This window comes from Halochromatium sp. NSM3 (assembly GCF_059621085.1).
This window is the reverse complement of record NZ_JCAQIA010000007.1, coordinates 87,195-109,498: the sequence shown is the minus strand read 5'-3', so window position 1 is coordinate 109,498 and position 22,304 is coordinate 87,195. Positions and strand designations below refer to the sequence as shown.

At 65.8% G+C, this 22,304-nt stretch carries 16 protein-coding genes; 9 read left to right on the top strand and 7 right to left on the bottom strand.

Annotated features, from left to right (window positions below; all coding sequences use genetic code 11):
* Window positions 1-159: AAA family ATPase (locus AC54T3_RS05095; RefSeq protein WP_496622884.1), on the bottom strand; the 159-nt coding region annotated here is incomplete at its 3' end.
* Between the two features lie 391 nt (window positions 160-550).
* Between AC54T3_RS05095 and AC54T3_RS05090 the strand changes: the two genes are divergently transcribed.
* Together AC54T3_RS05090 and rlmKL are read left to right on the top strand one after the other, a co-directional pair.
* On the top strand, window positions 551-1,672 hold the full coding sequence (locus tag AC54T3_RS05090; protein WP_496622873.1) for a LysR substrate-binding domain-containing protein: 1,122 nt from the start codon (window positions 551-553) through the stop codon (window positions 1,670-1,672).
* Window positions 1,669-4,113 (top strand): bifunctional 23S rRNA (guanine(2069)-N(7))-methyltransferase RlmK/23S rRNA (guanine(2445)-N(2))-methyltransferase RlmL, encoded by a 2,445-nt coding sequence (gene rlmKL / locus AC54T3_RS05085; RefSeq protein WP_496622871.1) that lies wholly within the window; start codon window positions 1,669-1,671, stop codon window positions 4,111-4,113. Before AC54T3_RS05090 ends, rlmKL begins: the two co-directional genes overlap by 4 nt.
* Before the next feature lie 159 nt (window positions 4,114-4,272).
* On the opposite strand, the gene AC54T3_RS05080 is transcribed toward rlmKL, so the two are convergent.
* Window positions 4,273-5,907: a tetratricopeptide repeat protein gene (locus AC54T3_RS05080; RefSeq protein WP_496622869.1), complete on the bottom strand. Its 1,635-nt coding sequence runs from the start codon at window positions 5,905-5,907 to the stop codon at window positions 4,273-4,275.
* Between the two features lie 266 nt (window positions 5,908-6,173).
* Here AC54T3_RS05080 and AC54T3_RS05075 point away from each other — a divergent pair, with 266 nt between their 5' ends.
* The 6 genes from AC54T3_RS05075 to AC54T3_RS05050 all read left to right on the top strand — a co-directional run bounded on the left by AC54T3_RS05075 (window position 6,174) and on the right by AC54T3_RS05050 (window position 12,618).
* The gene (locus tag AC54T3_RS05075; protein WP_496622883.1) at window positions 6,174-6,353 is read left to right on the top strand and encodes an SPOR domain-containing protein; all 180 of its coding nucleotides are present in this window, start codon (window positions 6,174-6,176) and stop codon (window positions 6,351-6,353) included.
* A gap of 150 nt (window positions 6,354-6,503) precedes the next feature.
* Window positions 6,504-7,253: a hydrogenase subunit MbhD domain-containing protein gene (locus tag AC54T3_RS05070; RefSeq protein WP_496622867.1), complete on the top strand. Its 750-nt coding sequence runs from the start codon at window positions 6,504-6,506 to the stop codon at window positions 7,251-7,253.
* The gene (locus tag AC54T3_RS05065) at window positions 7,226-8,695 is read left to right on the top strand and encodes a complex I subunit 5 family protein (RefSeq protein ID WP_496622865.1); all 1,470 of its coding nucleotides are present in this window, start codon (window positions 7,226-7,228) and stop codon (window positions 8,693-8,695) included. The genes AC54T3_RS05070 and AC54T3_RS05065 overlap by 28 nt, the downstream gene beginning before the upstream one ends.
* Window positions 8,692-10,197 carry a complex I subunit 5 family protein gene (locus AC54T3_RS05060; RefSeq protein ID WP_496622863.1) on the top strand — a complete coding sequence of 502 codons (1,506 nt, stop codon included), beginning with the start codon at window positions 8,692-8,694 and terminating at the stop codon, window positions 10,195-10,197. The genes AC54T3_RS05065 and AC54T3_RS05060 overlap by 4 nt, the downstream gene beginning before the upstream one ends.
* Window positions 10,194-12,179, top strand: coding sequence for a proton-conducting transporter transmembrane domain-containing protein (locus AC54T3_RS05055; RefSeq protein ID WP_496622862.1), 1,986 nt, complete (start codon window positions 10,194-10,196; stop codon window positions 12,177-12,179). Before AC54T3_RS05060 ends, AC54T3_RS05055 begins: the two co-directional genes overlap by 4 nt.
* 133 nt (window positions 12,180-12,312) lie before the next feature.
* A complete protein-coding gene (locus AC54T3_RS05050; protein WP_496622860.1) occupies window positions 12,313-12,618 on the top strand; it encodes a hypothetical protein in 306 nt (101 codons plus the stop codon).
* Here the strand turns inward: AC54T3_RS05050 and AC54T3_RS05045 are convergent.
* The 5 genes from AC54T3_RS05045 to cmoA form a co-directional block, all read right to left on the bottom strand.
* Window positions 12,586-13,122 (bottom strand): mechanosensitive ion channel family protein, encoded by a 537-nt coding sequence (locus tag AC54T3_RS05045; RefSeq protein ID WP_496622881.1) that lies wholly within the window; start codon window positions 13,120-13,122, stop codon window positions 12,586-12,588. The two genes, AC54T3_RS05050 and AC54T3_RS05045, sit on opposite strands and share 33 nt — an antisense overlap.
* 372 nt (window positions 13,123-13,494) lie before the next feature.
* A complete protein-coding gene (locus AC54T3_RS05040; RefSeq protein ID WP_496622858.1) occupies window positions 13,495-16,653 on the bottom strand; it encodes an efflux RND transporter permease subunit in 3,159 nt (1,052 codons plus the stop codon).
* On the bottom strand, window positions 16,650-17,891 hold the full coding sequence (locus AC54T3_RS05035) for an efflux RND transporter periplasmic adaptor subunit (protein ID WP_496622856.1): 1,242 nt from the start codon (window positions 17,889-17,891) through the stop codon (window positions 16,650-16,652). Before AC54T3_RS05035 ends, AC54T3_RS05040 begins: the two co-directional genes overlap by 4 nt.
* A gap of 277 nt (window positions 17,892-18,168) precedes the next feature.
* A complete protein-coding gene (cmoB, locus tag AC54T3_RS05030) occupies window positions 18,169-19,221 on the bottom strand; it encodes a tRNA 5-methoxyuridine(34)/uridine 5-oxyacetic acid(34) synthase CmoB (protein ID WP_496622854.1) in 1,053 nt (350 codons plus the stop codon).
* The gene (gene cmoA, locus AC54T3_RS05025) at window positions 19,188-19,925 is read right to left on the bottom strand and encodes a carboxy-S-adenosyl-L-methionine synthase CmoA (RefSeq protein ID WP_496622852.1); all 738 of its coding nucleotides are present in this window, start codon (window positions 19,923-19,925) and stop codon (window positions 19,188-19,190) included. Before cmoA ends, cmoB begins: the two co-directional genes overlap by 34 nt.
* Before the next feature lie 101 nt (window positions 19,926-20,026).
* Between cmoA and ppk1 the strand changes: the two genes are divergently transcribed.
* Window positions 20,027-22,264, top strand: a complete 2,238-nt coding sequence (ppk1, locus tag AC54T3_RS05020) for a polyphosphate kinase 1 (RefSeq protein ID WP_496622850.1) — start codon at window positions 20,027-20,029, stop codon at window positions 22,262-22,264.
* The last annotated feature ends 40 nt before the right edge of the window (window positions 22,265-22,304 follow it).

The following is a 22,304-nucleotide window of genomic DNA, read 5'->3' as shown; positions in this document are numbered from 1 at the left end:
GAACAGGCTCTTGCCGAAGCGTCGTGGGCGCGAGAGAAAATAGGCCTTGCCCTGTTGCGCTAGCGCTTTGGCCTCGGCGGTCTTGTCGACGTAACAATAATTCCCCTCGCGGATCTCGCGGAAGGTCTGGATGCTGATAGGGAGCGGTTGACTGGACATAGCGCCTCGGGTGATGAGCGGTCGGTCGCCAGCTGTCGTTGCCTCCTAGTATCCTAGAAACGGCAGTTGACCGCTTCGCCGAAGGCACAAACTGCTGGAGGGCATTAGAACTCCCAGCAGGTCGCAAGCTCATTCTGTGGTGCGGGCGCTACTCCAGGAGCCCGTGCGCTCGCCCCCGGTTGCCGCCCCGCACGCGCTTCAGAGCCATGCCCTAGGTGTGGGGACAGGATTCTAGGCAGGTTCAGGGTATGCTTGTCTTCGTCGCTGCTAGAAACCCGGTTGTGCGTTTGAGTGCGGGCAGGCAGCCCCCAAGCCGAATCATTGAGCAAAGAGACGACCAGACTCACCCGGCGCTGGCCCCCGACGCCAAGGCATTTGCACTGTCCCTCTTATGAATCTGCGCGATATCAAATACATCCTCGCCCTCGCCGAGACCCGGCATTTCGGCCGCGCCGCCGAGCGCTCGTTCGTCAGTCAGCCGACGCTGAGCGGCCAGATCCGCAAGCTCGAGCACGAGCTGGGCGTGACCATCTTCGAGCGCACCAACCGCTCGGTCGAGATCACCCCGACCGGTCAGCTGATCCTGCAACACGCACGCCTGCTGATGGAGCAGGCCGATGCCATCGAGCAGGTCGCGCGCGCCCACCAGGATCCGCTCGCCGGACCGCTGCGCATCGGCGCCATCCCGACGCTGAGCCCCTATCTGCTGCCGCTGATCCTGCTGCCACTGCGTGAGCGCCTGCCGCAGATCAAGCTGGTGCTGATCGAGGAGATCACCGAGACCCTGCTCAAGCGGCTCGAGCATCACGAGGTCGATGCGGCGCTGCTGGCGACGCCGGTCACCGAGCCCGAGCTGGTCGCGCGGCCGCTGTTCGAGGAGCCGTTCTGGCTCGCCCATCCGCGCCAGCACCCACTCGGCGACAAGCCCGAGATTACTGCGGCCGATCTTGAGGAGACCGAGCTGCTGCTGCTCAGCGACGGCCATTGCCTGACCCATCAGGTGATGGAGGTCTGTCGGCTGGCCGAGCGGCCACGCAGCGGCGAGATGGCCGACCTGCGCGCCTCTAGCCTCGAGACCCTGCTGCAGCTAGTCGGCGCCGGTTTCGGCTGCACTCTGCTCCCGGCGCTGGCCTGCAGCGGCGAGACCCCGCCGGACAGCCCGATCGTGCGCCGGCCATTGCATCTGCGCGATGCCTATCGGCGCATCTCGCTGGTCTCGCGGCGGAGCTTCCCGCGTCAGCAGGCGCTGGATGCCTTCGCCGAGGTGCTGGTTTCGCAGTTGCCGGACTCGGTGCGGACACTGCCGAGCGCGCCGGTTACTCCAGCCGCCGATGATGACGCGCTGACTTCATCCACGCCTGCCGCTGCATCCGCAGCTGCACGCTCTTCCGGATCGATGCCCGCATCCGGATCGACGCGCGCATCTGCGGATATGATGGCGGAAGCGCCTGCACCTACACCTGCAGAGGGATCTGCGCCCGTGCCTGCATCTTCAGCGGCATCAGACAAATGAGCGAGCAACACTTCCTCGCCAGCGCCGCCCGCAATCTCGAGAGCCTGCTCGCCGATGAGTTGCGCGGGCTTGGCATCGACAGCGCGGTCGAGACCCGCGCCGGGGTCGAGTTCTCCGGCAGCCTCGCCGATGCCTACCGCGTCTGCCTCTGGTCGCGGGTCACCAGCCGCGTGCTGCTGCCGCTCAGCGACTTCGCCGCACCCGACCCCGACGCCCTTTACGCAGGCGTGCGCGAGATCGATTGGTCCGAACATCTTGGCCCGGAGCAGACCCTCGCGGTTTCTGTCGACAGCGCCCGTTCGCAGATCGAGCACACCCAGTTCGCGGCGCAGCGCATCAAGGACGCAATCGTCGACCAGATTAGGGAGCGCAGTGGCAGCCGGCCCAGCGTGCGCCCGATCCAGCCCGATCTGGCGCTTCGCTGCCGTCTATTCCGCGACCAAGCGGCACTCTTCATTGACCTCTCCGGCGAGGCCCTGCATCGGCGTGGCTGGCGTATCCAAGGCGGCGCCGCGCCCTTAAAGGAAACGCTTGCAGCAGCGCTGCTGCTACGTGCTGGCTGGCCCGAGATCGCCGCCGGCGGCGGCGACCTGCTCGACCCGCTGTGCGGCATCGGTACCCTGGTGATCGAAGGCGCGCTGATCGCCGCCGACATCGCTCCCGGACTGCGCCGCGATTATTGGGGCTTCAGCGGCTGGCGCGGCCATGAGGCAGCGGCCTGGAGCCAACTGCTAGCCGAAGCCAAGGAGCGCCGCGCGACTGGGCTGCATCGGCTGGCACGCAGTGATACGAGGCTGCGCGGCAGTGATCTCGACTCTGGCGCGATCAAGGCCGCACATGCCAACGCCTCGCATGCCGGCCTCGCCGGCCATGTGCACTTCGAGCGAAGTGCGCTTGAGGATTGCCAGCCAAGCCTGGCAGGCCAGAGTAACGTCAAAAACGCGGCCGTTGGCCCTGAAAAAGGCGCAGATATAGGAGCTGGCCAAAGCCCAAGACAAGACTCGAATCCAAGCACGGACCCAAACCAAATTACAAGCTCAAGCGCAAACTCTGATCGGACCATTTGGAAGAGCGCAGATCCAGGGCTAAACCCAGCCACTGGCACGAGCACTAGCAAGGCCAACGAGCGCGACAACGATAATCCCATCGCATCAGAAACCACCTCCAACCCAGCGCCTTGCCCGGGTTTACTGATCACCAACCCACCCTATGGTGAGCGCATTGGCGCCGAGGATCTCGCCGGCCTCTATCAGTCCCTCGGTGCGCTGCTGCGCACCCAGTTCGAGGGCTGGCGCGCCGCCGTGCTAACCGGCAACCCGGAACTCGGCAAGCGCATGGGGCTGCGTGCGCATCGCTTCCATACCCTCTACAACGGGCCGATCGAATGCCGCCTACTGCATTTCGAGGTCCGCCCCGAGGCGCATGTCTCGGACCGACCGCGCCCGCTGCCGGCCGCCGAGCGCGGACCCGGCGCCGAGATGCTCGCCAACCGGCTGCGCAAGAACCAGAAGGCGCTGAAGAAGTGGCTACAGCGCGATGGCATCCACTGTTACCGGCTCTATGATGCCGATCTGCCCGAGTACGCCCTGGCGGTCGATGTTTACCAGAGCGCTGATCCGGCGACCCCGGAGCGACGTTTCGTGCAGATGCAGGAATACGCCGCGCCACCCGGCATCGACCCGAAAGCCGCGCGCCGGCGTCTGCGCGAGGGCATCGGCGTGATCGCCGAGGTGCTCGAGGTGCCGGAGCAGGACCTGTTCTTCAAGGTCCGCCAGCCGCAGCGCGGCAAGGGCCAGTACGAGCGGCTCGCGCAGACCGGTCACTTCCACAAGGTCGCTGAGGATGATCTGACCCTGTTGGTCAACTTCGAGGACTATCTGGATACCGGCCTGTTCCTCGACCATCGCGAGACGCGCCGCCTGATCGCTCGTCTGGCCGCCGACCGGGCTGTCCTCAACCTGTTCGGCTACACCGGTGTTGCCAGTTGCCATGCCGCGCGGGGTGGCGCCCGTTCGACCACCACGGTCGATCTCTCGAAGACCTACCTCGACTGGGCCCGACGCAATCTGGCGCTGAACGGTTTCACAGGCCGCGATCACCAACTGATCCAGGCCAACTGTCTGGAGTGGCTGGAGCAGGCGCGCGCCTATCGTGGTCACTTTGGGCTCATCTTCCTCGATCCGCCGACCTTCTCGACCTCCAAGCGCATGAGCGGCACCTTCGATGTCGAGCGCGATCAGGTCGGCCTGATCCGCGCCGCCGTGGCCCTGCTTGCGCCTGCTGGCGAGCTGATCTTCTCGACCAATAAGCGCCGCTTCAAGCTCGATCAGCAGGCGCTGAGCGATCTGACGATCGAAGACATCAGCGCCCAGACCATCCCCAAGGACTTCGCCCGCAACCCTCACATCCACCGCTGCTGGCGGATTCGGCGCGAACCATGATCCTAGAAACGGCAGTTGACCGCTTGCTAGGGAATGCTCTGGTACGGACCGATGCCAAGCGTAAACCCGCTTGCACAGTCGCCTGAGTACGCCCATTGACGTCACTGTGGTGTCGGTGCTCATCAGGGCATTTGCGATGGTTAGCCGCATCTGCGAGGGTCATACAGATGATCCGCTGGCCGTGCGGCGCGCGACGACCGCCAAGGCCTCCACCGGCCGATTGCCCTCATGGCGAAGCACCACTGTTTCGAGCTGTTCGATGAGCAATCCAGCCGCTTCGAGCACCTCAATCAGATATCGCCGACTGTGTCGGTAGCGCCCCGAGGGCTGCAGTTCCCAAGCGGCCCCGTCGGTCTCCTCGGCGGTGGCGATGAACAGGCCCTCGGGCCGCAGCGCCATGGCAACGGCCGCCACCAGCGGCTCCAAGACCCCCAGGTAGATGAGTACATCGGCGGCGATGACGGCATCCCAGGCCGCTTGCGCGTTGGCCAAGAAGGCTTCGGCATCGGCCTCGTGCAAGGCATCGTAGACCTGTCGCTCGGCGGCGCGGGCGAGCATCCCCGGCGACAGATCCAAGCCCTCCAGGCGTCGCGCCAGCGGGCGCAGGACTGGTCCCACCAAGCCGGTGCCGCAGCCGAGATCGAGTAAGGCGTCCACGCCTGCGGGACGCGCGCCGCGCAGCAGGTTCTCGACCACCGCCGGCCCGGCGTAGTCGAGGGCGCCGAGCCGGTCATCAAAGCTCTCGGCGAAGGCGTCGAAGGTGGCGCGCACATAGGGGCTGCTGGCACGCTCGGGCGGCGAGGTGTCCATCAGCGGCGGCGCCAGATGCTGGGCCGTGGGGCTGTCGGGATAGGCGCCGAGCCAAGCGCCGGCCTCTGCGCGGGCCTGCTCCGGGCGACCGGCGGCGCGCAGCGCATAGAGGGTTTGGCCGTGGACCGTATGCAGGAACTCCGCCTCGGGCTGCAACGCGAGGGCACGGCGCCCTTCCTGCAAGGCCGTATCCAGGGCGCCGGCATCCTGCGCGGCCTCGGCCAGGCCGACGCGCGGGGTCGGATCCTCGGGCGCGGCCTCGGTCGCGGCGCGAAACGCCGCCATGGCCGCTTGCGGCTGCTGCAGCCGGCGCAGCGCGTTGCCCAGCATCAGATGCGCCTGCGCCAGGTGCGGCGCCTGGGCAATGGCCTCGCGCGCGGCTTGGGCGGCTTCGTCATCGCGCCCCTTGCGCCACAGCGTCGCCGAGAGCCCGGTCAGCGAGGGCACATGATCCGGGCGCTGGGCCAGGGCGCGGCGGTGCATGGCTTCCGCCTCATCCAAGCGCCCGGTCTCGCGCAGGGTATGGCCGCAGGCGGTGAGGATCGGAGCGGAATCGGGCGCCAGACTGACTGCCTGTTCCAAGGCCGCTAGCGCCTCGTCACGCTGACCTTGCGCTTTGAGCACGGTGGCCAGGTTGGCGAGGATCTCCGGACGATCCGGCGCCACGGCCAGCGCCTCGCGATAGGCGCCCTCGGCCGCAGCCGGCTGGCCCGTGTCCTTCAGCGCCAAGCCCAGATGGCGATACAGGTCGGGATTGCTCGCGTCGCTTTTGAGCGCAGCGCGAAAATGGCGAATCGCCTCCTTCGGCCGCCGCCGTTGGTGAACGGCGATGCCAAGAAAATAGAGCGCGCGGGCGTCGGTCGGGCGCCGCCGCAGGATGCGACGGTAGGCCTTTTCGGCCTTGTCCAGCTTGCCGGCACGATGGAGGCCCGCAGCCTCCGTGAGTGCCTTGTCGCCGGTGCGCGAGGGGGCGCGCTGCGCCATGACGTCTCTCCAGTATAATCGGTGGCTGCGTCCAGATTGTGTTTCGTGCCGGCGCGAGACGTCAATGACCGCCGCTGAGCGGCCGGCTCAGAATGCACATCCATGAACACCAAGCATCGTCATCGGATCTGCTCGCCGATGCCTTGCGCGCCAACGACGCCATGCGCGATTGCCCGTCACGCGCGCGCTCGGGACTCCCGGGGCTTATGCAGCCGCCGCGCTCACCGGGTTGATCCTCGGCGCACTGCTGTGGTTCGCTCCGCGCTCTGAAACTGGAGACCGCCGATCAGAGCGCCGGCTGGCATGCGGTGCTGCTAGGTGCCTATGCAGACCGCGCGGCGGCGACGACAGCGCTGGCCGAACTGCCTGAACGCTTGCAACGCCTCAAACCGATCATCCGCCGTCTCGCCTCTGGCGAACGCTTGGTGCTGATCGAAACACCCTGAGTGGAGGAGACCCTAAACGGAATCCGTTAGACTTTCACACCGAACGATTGGAAGCCCCTGTCAGCGACGATAAGCCCACATGAATCTGTATGACGCCTTACAATCCCGCCGCCCCGGCCCTGCACCGATCACCAAGAACCGGCATCGATAATGGCTCCAGCCGCAGCCTGGGGACTGGCGGGACTGTTGCTCCTGCTGGCCGGTGTCTGCCTCTTGCAGCGGCACCTGTGGCGCGCCTGCCAAGGCTTCGTGGCCTTTGCACTGCTGATGTCCCTGGCCTGGCTGCTGCTCGGCACGCCCTGGTTGGCACTGGCCGAGGCGCTGCTCGGCGCGCTGCTGACTGGCGGCACATTGCTCTGGACACTGCGCGGTCGCGGCGCATTGCCGCGCCTGCCGGCGTTGGATGAAACATCCCGACGTGGGCGGATCGCTGCACCGCTGCGCTGGCTGCTGATCCTGACCTGGCTAGGCTTGACCGGCACCGCCCTGGTCTGGTTGCTCAGCGTTGAGGCGCTGACGCCACCGGCGTCGGTCACCACGCTGTTGGCCGCAACCGGCGTGCTGATCATGGGCCTAGGGCTCTGGGCTTTCACCACGCAGCGCCATCTGCTGCGCCGGCTGCTGGCCTTTAACCTGCTCGGCTCCGGTGTCTTCCTGCTCCTAGCCGGGCTCGCCGGGCCGGCCGCCGAGGTCCGGGGGCTGATCCTGATCGGCTTGGTGGTGGCGTTGCTCGGCTCGGTGATCGGCGCGGCGCTGTTACTGCGCCTGCATGCACAGGCTGGTCAGGTCACCCTTAATCCCTTCTTCGGTGCAGTCGCAAGTTCGGGCTCGGGCTCGGGAGCAGGTCCAAGCCCAGGCGTTAGCCGAAGCCCGTGCGCTGGTCCAAGCCCCGGCACATGACGCCAACGCCGTTCCATCTCCTCTGGCTGCTGTTTGCGCCGTTGGCCCTCGGCCTGCTGGCCTGGGTGCGCCCGCCGCGCCACAGCGGATTGGTGTTGCTCGTCGCCCTGTCATTGCCGCTGGTGGCGCTCTGGTTACTGCTCGGGCTTGAGACGGGGCCGATGGAAGGACGCCTGGCGCTCGGGCCGCTGACGCTGCACTGGCGCTTGGACGGACTGGCCGCTTTGTTATGGCTGCTGACGCAGCTTTTGCTGCTGGCCAGCGCCCTGTACACCGTTAGCTATGCCCACGCGACACCACTCAGGAAGCGCGCCTACGCCTGGCTCTGGCCGCTGCTCGGGGGTCTGGCGTTGGGACTCGGGTTGATCTGGATCGCGGCCGATCTGCTGCTGCTCTACGCCGGCCTGGAGCTGATGGGACTCTGCGCCGTTGGCATGATGCTGCTCCCCGGCAGCGTCGAGGCCCTCACCGCAGGCCTGCGCTATCTGCTGTTCGCGCTGGTCGGCTCGCTGACCTGGCTGCTCGGCATCGCCTTGCTGCTCGGCGCCTGGGGCCGACTCGATCTGGCGGGGCTGGCAGCAGTCGCCCAACCCGATCCGGTCACTCAGATCGCCGTCGCGCTGCTGGCCAGCGGGCTGCTGTTGAAGGCGGCGATCTTTCCGCTGCATAGCTGGCTGGCCCCGGTGCATGGCAGCGCCTGGACCCCGGTCAGCGCGATCCATGGTGCGCTGGTGGTCAAAGCCTCGTTCTTCATCTTGCTGCTGCTCTGGCGAGCGCTGCTACCGGAAGCCATCGCCGGCGCCTGGGCGCTCGGCGTGCTCGGCAGCCTGGCCGTGCTTTGGGGTGGGGTGCAGGCCTGGCGCGCCGTCGGGCTGAAACAGCTGGTGGCCTGGTCCACCGTCGGCCAATTGGGGTACCTGATGCTGGCCTTCCCGTTACTGGCCGGGACCAGCGCCGCCGTCGCGTTGATGGCCTGGCAGGCAACCTGGCTGCAGCTCGCCGGGCATGCGTTGGCCAAGGCGGCGATGTTCATGGCTGCGGGCAATCTGCTGCTCTCGACCGGCGCGAATCGGCTCGAGGGCCTGACCGGAACCAGCCGCCGACTGCCGCTCTCGCTGATGACCTTTGGGCTTGCGGCGGTGACCCTGATGGGGCTGCCGCCCAGCGCCGGCTTTACCGCCAAGTGGTTATGGCTGCAGGCCTCGCTCGCGTCGGGCCAGTGGCCCTGGGTGATGGTACTCGCGCTGGGTACGCTGCTCAGTGCGATCTATGTGTTCCGGGTGCTGCGCTGCTCCTTCGTCGAGGACGCCCCCGAACCGGCGTTCCGCAATCTCCCGCTGGGGATGGAGCTGATCGCCTTGCTACTGGCGCTAGCCGCCATTGGGCTGGGTCTGGCGGCCGCCTGGCCGTTGTCGTTTCTGGCGCCAGCGGGAGCGCCATGAGCGCCTTGCTGCCGCTGGCGACACTGGCCAGCTCGCTCCTGACTGCGGCCGTGATCTTCATGCTGCCGGAACAGGCCGTGCGCACCCGCACCGCGCTCAACCTCGCCGCCGCGCTGGTCAAACTGGTGCTGGTGATCTGGATGGCGCGGGGCCTGATCGCGGGCGAGGTCTACGCGGTCGAGTTTCCGATCGTCGAGGGCCTGAGCTTTGTCTTGCAGGTGGACGCGCTCGGGCTCACCTTCGCCGGGCTGTCCTCGCTGCTGTGGCTATTCACCACCCTCTATGCCATTGGCTACCTTGAGGACTCACCCAACCGCCGGCGCTTCTTCGGCTTCTTCAGCCTTTGTGTCACCAGCAGCCTGGGCATCAGCCTGGCGGGCAACCTATTCACCTTGCTGATCTTCTACGAGCTGCTGACGCTTTCCACCTATCCCTTGGTCGCGCATCGCGGCACGCCGAAAGCATTGGCTGCGGCCACCGTCTACCTGCGCTATACCCTCAGCGCGGGCCTGTTGTTGATGATCGGCATGGTGGCGTTGCAGGTCTTGGCCGGGGATTTGCGCTTCGGTCAGCAGGAGATCCTGGCCGAACTCGGCCCTAGCCATCACGCCTTGCTAGTCGGCCTGTTTTGGCTGCTGATCCTCGGCTTCGGCGTGAAAGCAGCGCTGGTGCCGCTGCATGGCTGGCTGCCGCGCGCGATGGTGGCACCGGCGCCGGTCAGCGCCCTGCTGCATGCGGTGGCGGTGGTCAAGGCCGGCGCCTTCGGCATCGTGCGGCTGGTCTACGACGTCTACGGCATCGGCTTCAGCGCGGCCCTGGGCGTGCTCGATGGACTGGTGGTGATCGCCTGCGTCACGATCATTTACGGCTCCCTGCGCGCGCTGACCCAGCAGGAACTCAAGCCGCGCCTGGCCTACTCCACCGTCAGTCAGGTCTCATACATCGTGCTCGGGATCGGTCTGTTCGGGCCGCTCGGGACCATCGCCGCGCTTGCGCATCTGCTGCATCAGGGGCTGATGAAGGTCACGCTGTTTTTCTGCGCCGGCAATTATGCCGAAGAATTGGGGATTCACCGCATTGATGAGCTGGATGGCGTCGGTCGGCGCATGCCGCTGAGCAGCCTGGCCTTCACCGTCGGCGCGCTCGGCATGATCGGCATGCCGCCGGTGGTCGGCTTTATCACCAAGTGGGCGCTGGGCATGGGCGCGATGCAGGCCGACATGCCTTGGGTGATCGCGGTGCTGGTGGCCAGCACCCTGCTCAACGCAGCCTATTTCCTGCCCATCCTCAATCGCCTCTGGTTCCGCCCTGGACCGGCCCACGGGGTCGGCACTTGGCCGGCTGAGCGCGCGCCGAGTCGATTCGAGACCAGCGCTTGGCTGCTGGTACCGGCCTTGGCCACGGCGCTGCTCAGCCTACTGGCCGGGATGCTGGCGGGGCTGCCTTTCAGCCCCTTGCAGTGGGCGATCCGGGTGGTGAACGAGACCTACCTCGTGCTATGACCGAGCTGCCTCTAACGCCCCTGCCCCCCGCACCTTTGCTCTTCGCGGCACTGCACTTCGCGACGCTGCTGTGGCCCCTGCTGCTGGCGCTGCGAGCCCCGTTGTGGGCGCTAATCGCACCGAAGAAGCCGCGCCGGACCCCGGTTTGGCTCCTGGATTGGCTCTGGATCAGTGCGCCCTGGCCAGCGCTCGCGCTCGCCGTGCTGGGCCCTGACGGCAGTCTGTGGCTGGAGGCCTGGCTTCTTGGGGGACACTGGGAACTCAATGATCAACGCCGACTGCTGCTGGCCTTCACCGCCCTGTTGTGGGGACTGGCGGGCTGGTACGCGAGGGGCTACTTCGCCGCCGAGCAGGCCCAGGCTGCGGCCGGCGACGCGCAAAGCCGCTCGCGTCTGCTGCGCTTTGCGCTGTTCTGGCCGCTGACCTTCTGCGGCAATCTGCTGCTGCTCGTCGCCGAGGATATTGCCAGTTTCTACCTCGGCTTTGCGCTCATGACCTTCTCGGCCTACCCGCTGGTGATCTACAGCGGCAGTCGCGAGGCGCGCACTGGCGGCCTGGCCTATCTGATCATGGCGGTGCTCGGAGAAGGCATGATCCTAGCCGGCTTGCTGTGGGGCGCCGGCACGGGCTCGGCACTGACACTTTCAGAGCTGCGCGCAACTCTGGCGACCGCTGATGCGGGCCTGTGGATAGGTCTGTTGCTCTGGCTCGGCTTCGGGGTCAAGGCCGGGGTCATCGGCCTGCACCTCTGGTTGCCGTTGGCGCATCCGGTGGCACCGACGCCCGCCAGCGCCGTGCTCAGTGGCGCGATGATCAAGGCCGGACTGGTCGGCTGGATGAGCACGCTGCCTCTGGGCATGGCCGGTGTCGATGAATCTTTCCACAGGCTGGGGCTCGCAATGCTGTCAGTCGGCTTGGCCGGCGCCTTTGCGGCGGCACTATTGGGCGTGGCGCAACGTCACCCGAAGGCCGTGCTGGCCTATTCCAGCGTCAGCCAGATGGGCATGATCACGGCTTTGGTCGCGGTCGGGCTGCTGCGTCCCGAGAGTTGGCCCGCGCTCAGCGTGCTGGTGGCGTTTTTCGCCGCCCACCATGGCTTGAGCAAGGGCGCGCTGTTTCTCGGTGTCGGCATCAGCGAACAGCCACCGCGCTGGCCCGCCTGGCTGCTCTGGACCCTGCTGACCTTGCCAGCGCTGTCGTTGGCTGGTGCCCTAGGCTCCGGACTGATCGCCAAGTGGGGCACCAAGAAGACGCTCGATGCGGCAGGTGAAAATGCCTTGGCATTCTGGCTGAGCCTAGCGGCAGTCGGCACCACGCTGCTGATGGCGCGGACGCTGTGGCGTCAATGGAGGCAATGGCGCCAGACGATCGAGACAAGTCAGCGCCCAAGCAATAGCCTGAGCGCGAGCCATGGCCCAAGGGCGAGCCATAGCCCGAGGCCGAGCCAGCGCCAACGTGCGCCTGCGGGCGCTGATGATCAGCGCTTGCTCGCGCCGATGCCGCTGGCCTGGTTGATGAGCGTCGTCGCCGCGCTCAGCCTGCCGTTTTGGGCCGGCGGGCTCGAGGATGCGTTCTCGGGCCAACTCTCGGGCCAATTTGCCTGGCCTCCGCTCAGCGCGCTCCCCGATCTGCTTTGGCCGCTGGGGCTCGGGCTGCTGTTGTCAGTCGTCCTCGGCTGGAGTCTGCGCAAAGTGGCACCAAGGTTGAACCACTGGCTGCCAGCCGGTGATCTCTGGTGGCCATTGGCCGCTTGCGGCCGTTGGCTGCGGCATCTCGCCTGTGGAATCCTGCAAAGGCTAGCGATCTTGCAAGCGACCTGGATCGCCTGGTGGGTTGCGCGGGAGCGCGATGGCTTGACCGGCCTGGATGCGCTGACGCGCGCTGAGGGCTGGCTGCGCCGCCAGTTGGCGCTGCTGCTGCTAGCCGTGGCCGTGGGCTTGGCCGCTGTGCTGTTGGTCAGCGCTAAGAGCACGCCGCTCTAGCCCTGAATGGCCTGCGGCCGCCGATCGCGGCGAACCGCAGCCTCTAGGATGGCAAACTGCTGTTTCCTTATGACAGCGTCGAGGTCAGGCTGGGCTGGCGCGCGGCGGCGTGAATCCGACAGGTGAGGTCATCATGAAACCCGACATCATCGGCCATTGCTGGCACTGCAGTGCTGATCTGACGCGCGCCGACTATGGGCGCGAGAATCACTGCCTGAGCTGCGGCAAGGCCACGCGTGCCTGCCACAATTGTCGTCTCTATCAGCGCGGGCGCCCCAATGATTGTCTCGAGCCGCTGGCCGAGCCGATCGCCGACAAGGTCCGCGCCAACTTCTGCGAGCATTTCGATCCCGCGCCGCAGCCCATTGCGGCTCAGGACTCAAACAGCATGCAGGATGAAGACCATCTACGACAAGCCGCCGAATCGTTGTTCAAGTAGCCATTGGCGGCCCTGATCAGTCAGTCGATAGTGCTGCAGTCGGCTCTTGGGCTTGTCGGGAATCGTCATCTCGATCTGGGTCGGGAACGCGAACTTGACCTCGAGCTGTTCGGCGAGGCGGACGATCTCGAGCAGCACGCGCTGGCGCTCGACCAATTCGGCCGACCAGTCCGGGACCTGCAGGAAGAAGTAGAGCATGATGTTGAGGCTGCTCGGCGCGAAATCGTTCAGCACCACGTGGAATTCATCCTTACGGGTGCTCGGCGCCGCCATGATCACGGCCTTGATGCCTTCAACGAAGGCCTCGATGCGCTCTGGCGGTATGTCGTAGCGGATCGCCAGGGTGGTGTAGACGCGCCGATAGGTGCGCCGGCCCATGTTGTCGACGATCGCGCCCATGGTGACCGAGTTCGGCACGGAGAGCTGGGAGTCGTAGAAGGTGCGAATACGGGTGCTGCGAAACCCGATGTCCTCGACTGTCCCCTCGGCGCCGTTGAGCTTGATCCAGGCGGCGCAGTGGCCGAATCGTCTCCCGGCCCGGCTGCTCGGGATCCTTGCCGATCAGATAGACGCGGTCCAGGCTCAGGATCAGGCTTTCAATGGTGGCCCTTGGGCTTGAGGTGTCTGGCGGCCTGAGCGGATTGGTATCAGGGGCGATCGCTGTTGGCAGGCGGTGATCCGCGCCTTCAGCGAGGAGCGGTTGCGCCATGCGCCAGTAAGGTCGAGAGCGCAAGCAGCCCGCCAAGCAGACCCCTGACCGCGAATCGCGCTGGTGAGGACAGCGGCGGACAGCGTCTGCCCCGCCGAAGCAAGCAAATGAACCGAGACAAGATCACGCCAAAATTCCTATCGTCCGCGCCGAATCAGCGCAACAGTCTATCCTGATTCTGGCGACGCAGACGGCGGCGTCGGCAGGCTAGACCCACGACCAAACCACCGCTGCAGCCGCCCATGCGCGCTTTCGTGCAGCGACAGCAGCGCTGGGATCACCAACAGGATCAACAGCGTCGCGAAGCCGAGGCCGAAGGCGATCGAAGTGGCCATTGGGATCAGGAACTGCGCTTGGTACGAGGTCTCGAACAGCAGCGGCATGAGGCCGGCGATGGTGGTCAGCGAGGTCAGCAGCACGGCGCGCAGGCGCTGGCTGGCCGCATCGATCAGCGCTTGCTCGACCGACAGGCCCTCGCCGCGCAGTTGTTGATAGAAGCTGACCAGGATGATCGAGTCGTTGACGACGATACCGGAAAGGCCAAACATCCCGAACAGCGACAGGATGGTCAGATCGATGCCCATGAACCAATGCCCGAACAAGGCGCCGGTGAGGCCGAACGGGATCACCGCCATCACCACCAGCGGCCAGCCGTAAGAGGAAAACACCCAGGCCAGGATCAAGTAGATCAGGACCAGCCCTAGCATCAATCCCTTGCGCATATCAGAGAGGGTGTCGCGCTGATCGGCCGAGCGGCCCTCGAACGAATAGTCGATGCCGTAGTCGCGTTGTAGCTGCGCCAGGGTGCCGTCCTCGAGGCCCGCGATCACCTCACCGACGGTGGTCACATTGGCATCCACATCGGCCGTGACCTCGATCGCGAGCTTGCCATCGGCATGGCGCAAGACCTCGAAGCCACGCCGCGAGTCCCAATCCGCGACCGCCGTCAACGGCACCGAATCGCCAGCCGGCGTGCGCACATTGAGTCGATACAGACTGGCCAAGGTGCCACGCTCGGCCGAGGGCAGCATGACCCGGACCTCGACTTCATCCGCGCCATCCTGAAGGATCTGCACCAGTTGGCCATCAAAGGCGGTACGCAGCTGGCGCCCGAGATCGGACACGGTGAGGCCCAGCGCCTCGCCAACCGGTGTGAGCCGATAGATCAACTGCTCGCGCCCATAGGCCATGTCGTCATCGACCTCGAGCACGCCGTCGATGCCGGAGATGGTCTCGGACAGGGCCAGGGCTGCGGTCTTGAGCTGTTCTGCCGAGGCGCCCGTCAACCGGATCGTCAGATCCCGGCCAGGCGGGCCGACCCGGCGGGCGGTGATGTTCAGGGACTCCAACCCCGCCGGCATCTGGATACGCTCACGCCAGGCGCGAATCAGCTCGTTATTGCGCACGTTGCGCAGGTCGGGCTCGACCAGCTCGATCTGCAGCGAGCCAAGCTGATCGGCCGCAGCACCACTCCCAGCGCCGCTCTTGGAGCCGTGAAAGGCGAGGACGACGTTGGTCAGCTGGCCTTGGTCAAGGGCCTGCTCGGTCTCGGTCAGCGTCTCCTCCAGGTGCGCCAGGAACCGGTCGACGCGCGTGCGCGGCGTGCCGGCGGCGAAGGTCACATTGGCGTTGATGATTTGCGGCTCGGGCGTCGGGAAGAAGACGAATCCGAGTCGCCCGCCCGCAAGCAGGCCGACTGCGATGGTCAGCATCGCAATGGCGCTGGCGACGGTCGCGAAGCGCTGGCGCACGGCGACGATCACCAGCGGCCGGAAGGCACGGTCGCGAAGCCACTCGAAGCCCCGGTCGAGACGCGCGCGCAGCGAATTCGGCTTGATCTTGTGCGTATGCACGAAGGCATTGCGCAGATGCCCCGGCAACACCAGGAAGCTCTCGACCAATGAGGCCAGGATCACGCAGATGATCACGATGGGGATGGTGCCAAGGATATTGCCGATGCGCCCGCCGACCAGGATCAGCGGCAGGAAGGCGGCGATGGTGGTCAGCGATGAGGCGATGACTGGCGCCAGCATGCGCCGCGCGCCGCCCTCGGCCGCGAGCAAGGGGTCTTCGCCTTTCTGGTAATGCGCCATCGCGTCCTCGCCGACGACGATGGCATCGTCGACGATGATGCCGAGCGCCATGATCAGCGCGAACAGGCTGATCATATTGATGCTGCCACCGACGAGGTAGAGGATAAACAGCGTGGCGGCAAAGGAGACCGGAATCCCCCAGGCGACCCAGAACGCGACGCGGCCAGTCAGGAACAGGTAGAGGATCGCCACCACCAGCACCAGCCCGCCAAGGCCGTTGGTGACCAGCAGCATGATGCGATCGCGCACCAGTTCCCAGGAGGCATCGTAGACGCTGATCTCGATGCCGGGCGGCAGGGTCTGGCGCGCCTCTTCCAGCCATTGACTGAAGACGCGCGCCGCCTCCAGGGTGTCGCCGCGCTCGCTGCGTTGTAGCACCATCTCGATCGCGGGCCGGCCATCGATCGAGAGCAACACCGAGCGATCCTGCGGCACGCGCTCGATCTTGGCCACATCGCCGAGTTCGACGCGCAGCTGCTGGTCGGCGCGGATCGGGATCTGCTCGAAGCCCAGGGCCTCGCGGCGCTTATCGAGGCTGCGCAGCTCGCGCGAGCCTTCATCGCGGCCAATCGAGCCGGCGGGCAGATCCAGGCTGAAGTCGCCGACGCGCTGGCCGACTTCGCGCAGGCCGACCCCAAGCTGCTCGAGTTCGTCGTTATCGACCTGGATGCGGATCTCCTCCTGCGGGAGGCCATTGATCTGCACCTGATCCAGACCGCGCTCGAGCAGCTCGGTCTCGAAGCGGCGGGCGAGCTGGCGCATCTCGGCGCGATCCTGGAGCCCGGTGATCAGCAGCCGCGCGACCTGCTCATAGCGCGTCGCCAGCGAGACCTCCGGTTTCTCCGCGTCCTGGGGAAAGTTGCGGAACTCATCCACCGCTCGGCGGACTTCGTCCAGGGCCAACAGAGGGTCGATACCCTCGTCGAATTCGAGCGTGATCGATGAGATGCCCTGACTCGAGGTCGAGGTCATCTTGTCGAGGCCGTCGACGGTGCGCAGTCGCTGCTCGAGTGGGTCGGTGATGCCGTCTTCGATATCCTCGGCGCTGGCGCCGGACCAGACCACGCGCACCGAGACGATATCCAGCTCGAAGGTCGGGAAGAATTGCACATTGAGCCGATCCAGCGCGAAGGCGCCGGTCAGCAGCATGATGACCATCAGTAGGTTGGCGGCAACCTTGTGATGGGCGAACAGGCCGATGATGTCGGTGCGATGCTGCTCGAGCCTGCTCATCGCCCAGTCTCTCCAGCGGCATCGCCGGCAACGCTTGCCGCAGCATCGGCAAAATCGGGATCGGCAGCCTCATCGCCGATGATCTCAACCCTAAGCCCCTCGATCGCATTCGGCATGTGGGTGGTCACCAGCGCATCCCCGGGCTCGAGTTCATCGGAACGCACCAATAGCCGCTCCTCGCCACTTGCGCCGAGTCGGGTGCCCAGAGGCTCGACATCGATCCCACGCATGCGCCCATCCTCCACCACATAGAGGCGGCCACTGCCGTAGACGGCGCGGAACGGGACCTCGACCAGTGCCTCACGCAGCGGTCGCTCGAGCGTCACGCTCAACAGCTGCCCGAAGCGCACCAGGCCCGGATCACCCTCGACCTCGAACAGGGCGTCGACACCGCTTGGATCGGCCTCCCCCGCTAACCGGTCGAAGCGCAATGTCAGGGATTTGCCGCCGATCATCGCGCTCGCCGTCAGTGCGATTCCCTGAGTGGCCGCCGCGATCAGCTCGTCCTGATAGGGCGCTGGAACCCGCGCCCGAACCTCCAGGCTCTCGGTGGCATAGAGGCGCACCAGCACCTCGCCCTTGCTGACCTGATCGCCCTCGGTCACCTCGACGCCGGTGACGATCCCTTCATAGGGCGCGCGGATCGTCGCGCGCTCGAGTTCAAGTTGCAGCTCCGCCCGTCTCGCCTTGGCGCTGGCGAGCCGCGCCTCGAGCCCACGCAGCCGGCTCGGATGATCGGCAATCGCCATTTCACGGTTGCTGACCACCAGTTGCTGTTGCGCCTCGGTGCGCTTGGCGTCATCCAGCGCTTGCTCGGCGCCGACCTGCTGCGTCTTCAAACGCTGCTGACGCGCGACCGCGTCCCGCGCCAGTTGCAGCAGGCGCTGCTCTTGTTCGAGCGCGAGGCGATCGGTCTCGGCGCGGTTCTTCTCGCTGGCGATCTGCGCCTCGAGATCGGCAATCTCGGCTTCGACCTGCGCGATACGGGGACGAAAATCACGCTCGTCGAGGCGCAGCAACACCTCGCCTTCGGCGACGACATCCCCATCCTGGACCCGCACCTCGGCCACCCAGGCCGATGCCGAAGCGGCCGCGCGCAGCAGATCCGGGGTCTCGACCCGGCCGTAAAGTTCGAGCTGTGGTGAGGCGGTGATTCGCTCGACGGGTTCGACTTCGACCCGCCAGACCCGCTCTTGCACCGTCGGCGAAGCCTGCTCGGGCTTGGTCGACGTCAGCATGCGGAAAGCACCGAAACCAATGGCGAGGATGAGGACGGGCAGCAAAACTTTGAAAAGGCGTCTCACGCGGGGCTCTCAAGACAAACTAACAGGGTGGGGCTTGGCTTAGTGTCGTGGCGAGCCGGGTCAATGGCAACGACGAAGCGCAGCACATGGGCGCCGAAGGGGGCGGTCACAATGAGCGAGTCGAGATTGGACAGCGCGCTTGTGGAGGAATTCGTGACAGTTAGAAGTTGGAAGAGTGAAGGGAGAAGCAGGAGTCGGACGATGACAACGCTCAGTACTCGCGCTCGGCGAGCAGCAACGCGCGCACGGGAGCTGGATAGCCCTCGATGGTGAGACTCGGATCGTTCGGATCGAGAAAATCGGCCAGGGACTGAAAGCGCATCCAAGGCGTTGCGCGCTGCTCTTCAGTGGTCGTGCGGGACAGGTCGACCAACCGAATCTCGCGGTAACCCGCCGCCGCGATCCAGTCCACTAGGGTCTCGACGCTTGGGATTGCGTGGACGTTGCGCATCCGGGCATAGCGCCCGGCCGGTCTCAGGGTCTCGTGATGTGATCGCTCGGGGCGATCGATCACGAGCGTCTCGAGGACCAGCTCTCCACCCGGGCGAAGACAGTCGCGCAAGCGGGCCAAGTGTTGGGCTGGATCACGTCGGTGATAAAGCACGCCCATCGAGAACAGGGTATCGAAACCGCCCGCAGCCGCGTTGCAGAGGCTCGGTAGATCATCGTCGGCGAGCGGCAGCACGGCCAGCCGTTCGGTGCCGATGAGTTGGTTGAGGGCGAGGAACTGCAGCACGAAACGCAGCGTCGGATCGATACCGAGCACCAAATCGGCGCCGGCACCCAGCGCGCGAAAGCCGTAGTAGCCATTGCCACAACCGACATCGAGTACCCGGCGCCCGATCAAGGGCGCGATAGCCTCGGCTAGACGCGCCCATTTCCAGTCCGAGCGCCATTCGGCATCGATCTCAACCCCATGCAGACAGAACGGCCCCTTGCGCCAGGGATGCAGCTGCTCCAGCGCCTGCCGTAGCTGGGTATTCAACCCCACCGGCAGCGGTTGTTCGCTCGTCACCCCGACGCAGGGCTGATCCAGAATCACACGCTCGGGAAGCAACGCCGGCAGCCGCTCTAGGGCCTCGACCCAGGCGCTGAGATCGCCATGCCGGGCCGGATGCAGCCGTTCTCCGGCCAAGCGCTCCAAGGCCGCAGCCCAGGCGGCGAGCGGTGTCGCGCGCAAGGCGTCGAAGAAGGGCGCGAAGCGTTGCGTGAGGACCTGCTCGGTGCTCATCAGCGCGCAATCCAACCAACGAAGCTTAGACATTGGAAGAAGGGCTCGATGCGCGTGAAGCCGGCCTCCCGCAACCTCGCCTGATGCGTCTGGATGCTGTCCGGGATCAGGACCTGCTCCAAGGCCGCGCGCTTGCGGGCGATCTCGAGCTGGCTGTAGCCCTGCGCGGCCTTGAAGTCGGCATGTACCTGGGAGAAGAGTTCGTCATCATCGCTCAAGGCAACCTTCTCGGCCAGGATCAGCGCCCCGCCCGGTCGCAGCCCGGCCCGGATGCGTCGCAACAACGGCAGGCGTTGCTCGGGCGCGAGGAATTGCAGGGTCAGGTTCAGTACTACGAGGCTGGCATCGGCGATGGCGACATCGGCCAGATCGGCGCAGATCGGCTGCAGCCGGCCGCGCCGGATCGCGTCGTCGAGCCGATGCCTCAGCTCATCGAGCATCGCTGGCGCCCGATCGACGGCATAGATGCGGATCGATGCGTCATCCAGGCTGGTCGGCAGCCGGGCCAGGATGCTGGCGCTGCTGGCACCAAGCGAGCAGCCAAGATCGTAGACGCGCGTTCCTGGCTGAGCCAAGCGGGCGCCGATTAGGCCGATCAGGCGCACCAATTCGGCCAAGCCGGGCACCGAGCGGGCGAGCATGTCGGCGAAGACCCGCGCAACGCGCTCGTCGAAGACGAAATCACCGCGCGGCGCGTCGGCGCCCGCGTACAGGGTGTCAAAGCATGCAGGGGACATCTCAGAGCATCGAGTCAGACCAAGTCACATAACCATTGCCGCCAAGCCCTGTTAGGATACTTGGCCCTGTTGATCGACTTGCCCACATCGGGAGCCCACTCATGAACGATGCCAGCGCGCAACCCATCGTCGAGGACGACGAGGCCGATATCGAGTCGGTCGACACCGATGCGCCGCTCGTCAACCCGGAGCCCGACCTGGACGACCCCTCACTGTACCTCAACCGCGAGCTGACCTGGCTCGCCTTCAATCGCCGCGTGCTACACGAGGCGGACGACCCACGTACACCGCTGCTCGAACGGGTGAAATTCCTCGCCATCGTCAGCAACAACCTCGACGAATTCTTCATGAAACGCATCGGCGGCCTCAAGCAGCAGGTCGCCGCCGGGGTTCACAGTCAGACCGTCGATGGACGCACGCCGAGGCAGCAGCTCGACGAGTGTCGCACCGAGATCGCCGAGATCCAAGCCGAGCAGGAACGCATCTACCGCGAGGTCATGGTCGCGCTCGAGGCACAAGACATCCATCTGGTCGAGGTCCATGCGTTATCGGCCGAGGTGCGCAAGCGCCTGCGCGAGCATTTCCGCACCGACATCTTCCCGATGATCACGCCATTGGCGATGGACCCGGCGCACCCCTTTCCGTTCATCTCCAACCTGGCGCTGAATCTGCTGGTGCGACTGCGCTTCCCCGGCGGCAGCGATACTTACATGGCGCGCGTGAAGGTGCCGGTGAGCAAGGATGTCTCCAAGCGCCTGATCCAGGTCGACGGGCTCAACACCTTCGTCACCCTCGACGATCTCATCGTGCACAACCTCGACATGCTCTTCCCGGGCATGGAGATCGTCAGTTGCGAGCTATTCCGGGTCACGCGCAACGCCATCGTCGAGCCCGAGGAGGAGGCCGCCTCGGATCTGCTGGAGATGATCGAGACCGAGCTGCGCGAGCGCCACTTCGCGCCCATCGTCCGCCTTGAAGTGCAGACCGGGATGGACCCGGTGCATCGTGGCATGCTCGCCGCCGAGCTGGGGTTGAACGAGGCCGATGATGTCTATGAGGTCGGCGGACTGATGGGCCGGCGCGATCTGTTCGAACTCGCGAGCCTGGAAATTCCCGAGTTGCACGACAAGCCGCACCGCTCCGGCGACCATCCCGTGCTTGGCAATGACCGGCGCAATATCTTTCATATCATTCGCGAGAATGGCCCGCTGCTGCTGCAGCATCCCTACGAGTCATTCTCGACCACGGTCGAGCGCTTCCTGACCACCGCCGCCAAGGACCCCAAGGTGCTGGCGATCAAGATGACCCTGTATCGGACCTCGGGCGGCGCCATCCTCGATGCGCTGATCAAGGCCGCGCGCAACGGCAAACAGGTCGCGGTGATGGTGGAGCTGAAGGCGCGCTTCGATGAGGCCGCCAACATCGGCTGGGCGCGACGGCTGGAGGGCGAAGGTATCCATGTCACCTATGGGGTGCTCGGGCTCAAGACCCATTGCAAGCTGATCTTCGTGGTGCGGCGCGACTACTCACAACTGCGCCGTTACTATCACATCGGCACCGGCAACTATCACGGCGGCACCGCCAAGCTCTACACCGATCTCGGCATGCTCGGCTGCGACGAGGACATCGGTCAGGATCTGACCGAGCTGTTCAATTATCTCACCGGCTACTCGCCGCCGCCCAGCTATCGCAAGATCCTCGCCGCGCCCTATACCCTCAAGCGCGGCATCCTCGAGAAGATTGAGCGCGAGATCGAGGTGCATGAGCGCTCGGTCGAGGAAGGCGGCGGCGGCCTGATCCAGATGAAGATGAACGCGCTCGAGGATGCGGACATCGCCCGCGCGCTCTACAAGGCGAGCCGGGCCGGCGTGAAGGTGGACCTGATCGTGCGCGATACCTGCCGTTTCCGGCCGGGGCTGCCGGGGCTGAGCGAGAACGCGCGGGTGGTCAGCATCGTCGGGCGCTTCCTCGAGCATGGTCGCATCCTCTACTTCCGCAATGGTGGTGACGAGGAATACTTGATCGGCTCGGCTGATATGATGCGGCGCAACCTCGAGAGCCGGGTCGAAGTCCATGCCCCGGTCGAGAACCCAGAGTTACGCCAGGAGCTGCGGCTGATCCTTGATGTGCAGTTGGCCGATCAGCGCTCGGCCTGGGAGATGCAACCAGATGGCAGCTATGTGCAACGCCAGCCTGATGACGAGCACGCCAAGGGCGCGCAGGAGATCCTGATGGGCGTGGCCGAAAAACGCCTCTCGGCAGCGGCCAAGCACAAGGAGAAGAACCTGCGCTCGCGGCTGCTCAGTCATTTCGAGCATCGGCTGGCGAGTACGTCCTAAAAGAAGCGGACGCAATCCACGGCGGCGCGCAGCACCCAGA

What these genes read in the sequence shown, in the direction of transcription:
- AC54T3_RS05090 (WP_496622873.1), top strand. Translation starts at nt 551, where the DNA reads ATGAATCTGCGCGATATCAAATACATCCTCGCCCTCGCCGAGACCCGG.
- rlmKL (WP_496622871.1), top strand. Translation starts at nt 1,669, where the DNA reads ATGAGCGAGCAACACTTCCTCGCCAGCGCCGCCCGCAATCTCGAGAGC.
- AC54T3_RS05080 (WP_496622869.1), bottom strand. Translation starts at nt 5,907, where the DNA reads ATGGCGCAGCGCGCCCCCTCGCGCACCGGCGACAAGGCACTCACGGAG.
- AC54T3_RS05070 (WP_496622867.1), top strand. Translation starts at nt 6,504, where the DNA reads ATGGCTCCAGCCGCAGCCTGGGGACTGGCGGGACTGTTGCTCCTGCTG.
- AC54T3_RS05060 (WP_496622863.1), top strand. Translation starts at nt 8,692, where the DNA reads ATGAGCGCCTTGCTGCCGCTGGCGACACTGGCCAGCTCGCTCCTGACT.
- AC54T3_RS05055 (WP_496622862.1), top strand. Translation starts at nt 10,194, where the DNA reads ATGACCGAGCTGCCTCTAACGCCCCTGCCCCCCGCACCTTTGCTCTTC.
- AC54T3_RS05050 (WP_496622860.1), top strand. Translation starts at nt 12,313, where the DNA reads ATGAAACCCGACATCATCGGCCATTGCTGGCACTGCAGTGCTGATCTG.
- AC54T3_RS05040 (WP_496622858.1), bottom strand. Translation starts at nt 16,653, where the DNA reads ATGAGCAGGCTCGAGCAGCATCGCACCGACATCATCGGCCTGTTCGCC.
- AC54T3_RS05035 (WP_496622856.1), bottom strand. Translation starts at nt 17,891, where the DNA reads ATGCTGACGTCGACCAAGCCCGAGCAGGCTTCGCCGACGGTGCAAGAG.
- cmoB (WP_496622854.1), bottom strand. Translation starts at nt 19,221, where the DNA reads ATGTCTAAGCTTCGTTGGTTGGATTGCGCGCTGATGAGCACCGAGCAG.
- cmoA (WP_496622852.1), bottom strand. Translation starts at nt 19,925, where the DNA reads ATGTCCCCTGCATGCTTTGACACCCTGTACGCGGGCGCCGACGCGCCG.
- ppk1 (WP_496622850.1), top strand. Translation starts at nt 20,027, where the DNA reads ATGAACGATGCCAGCGCGCAACCCATCGTCGAGGACGACGAGGCCGAT.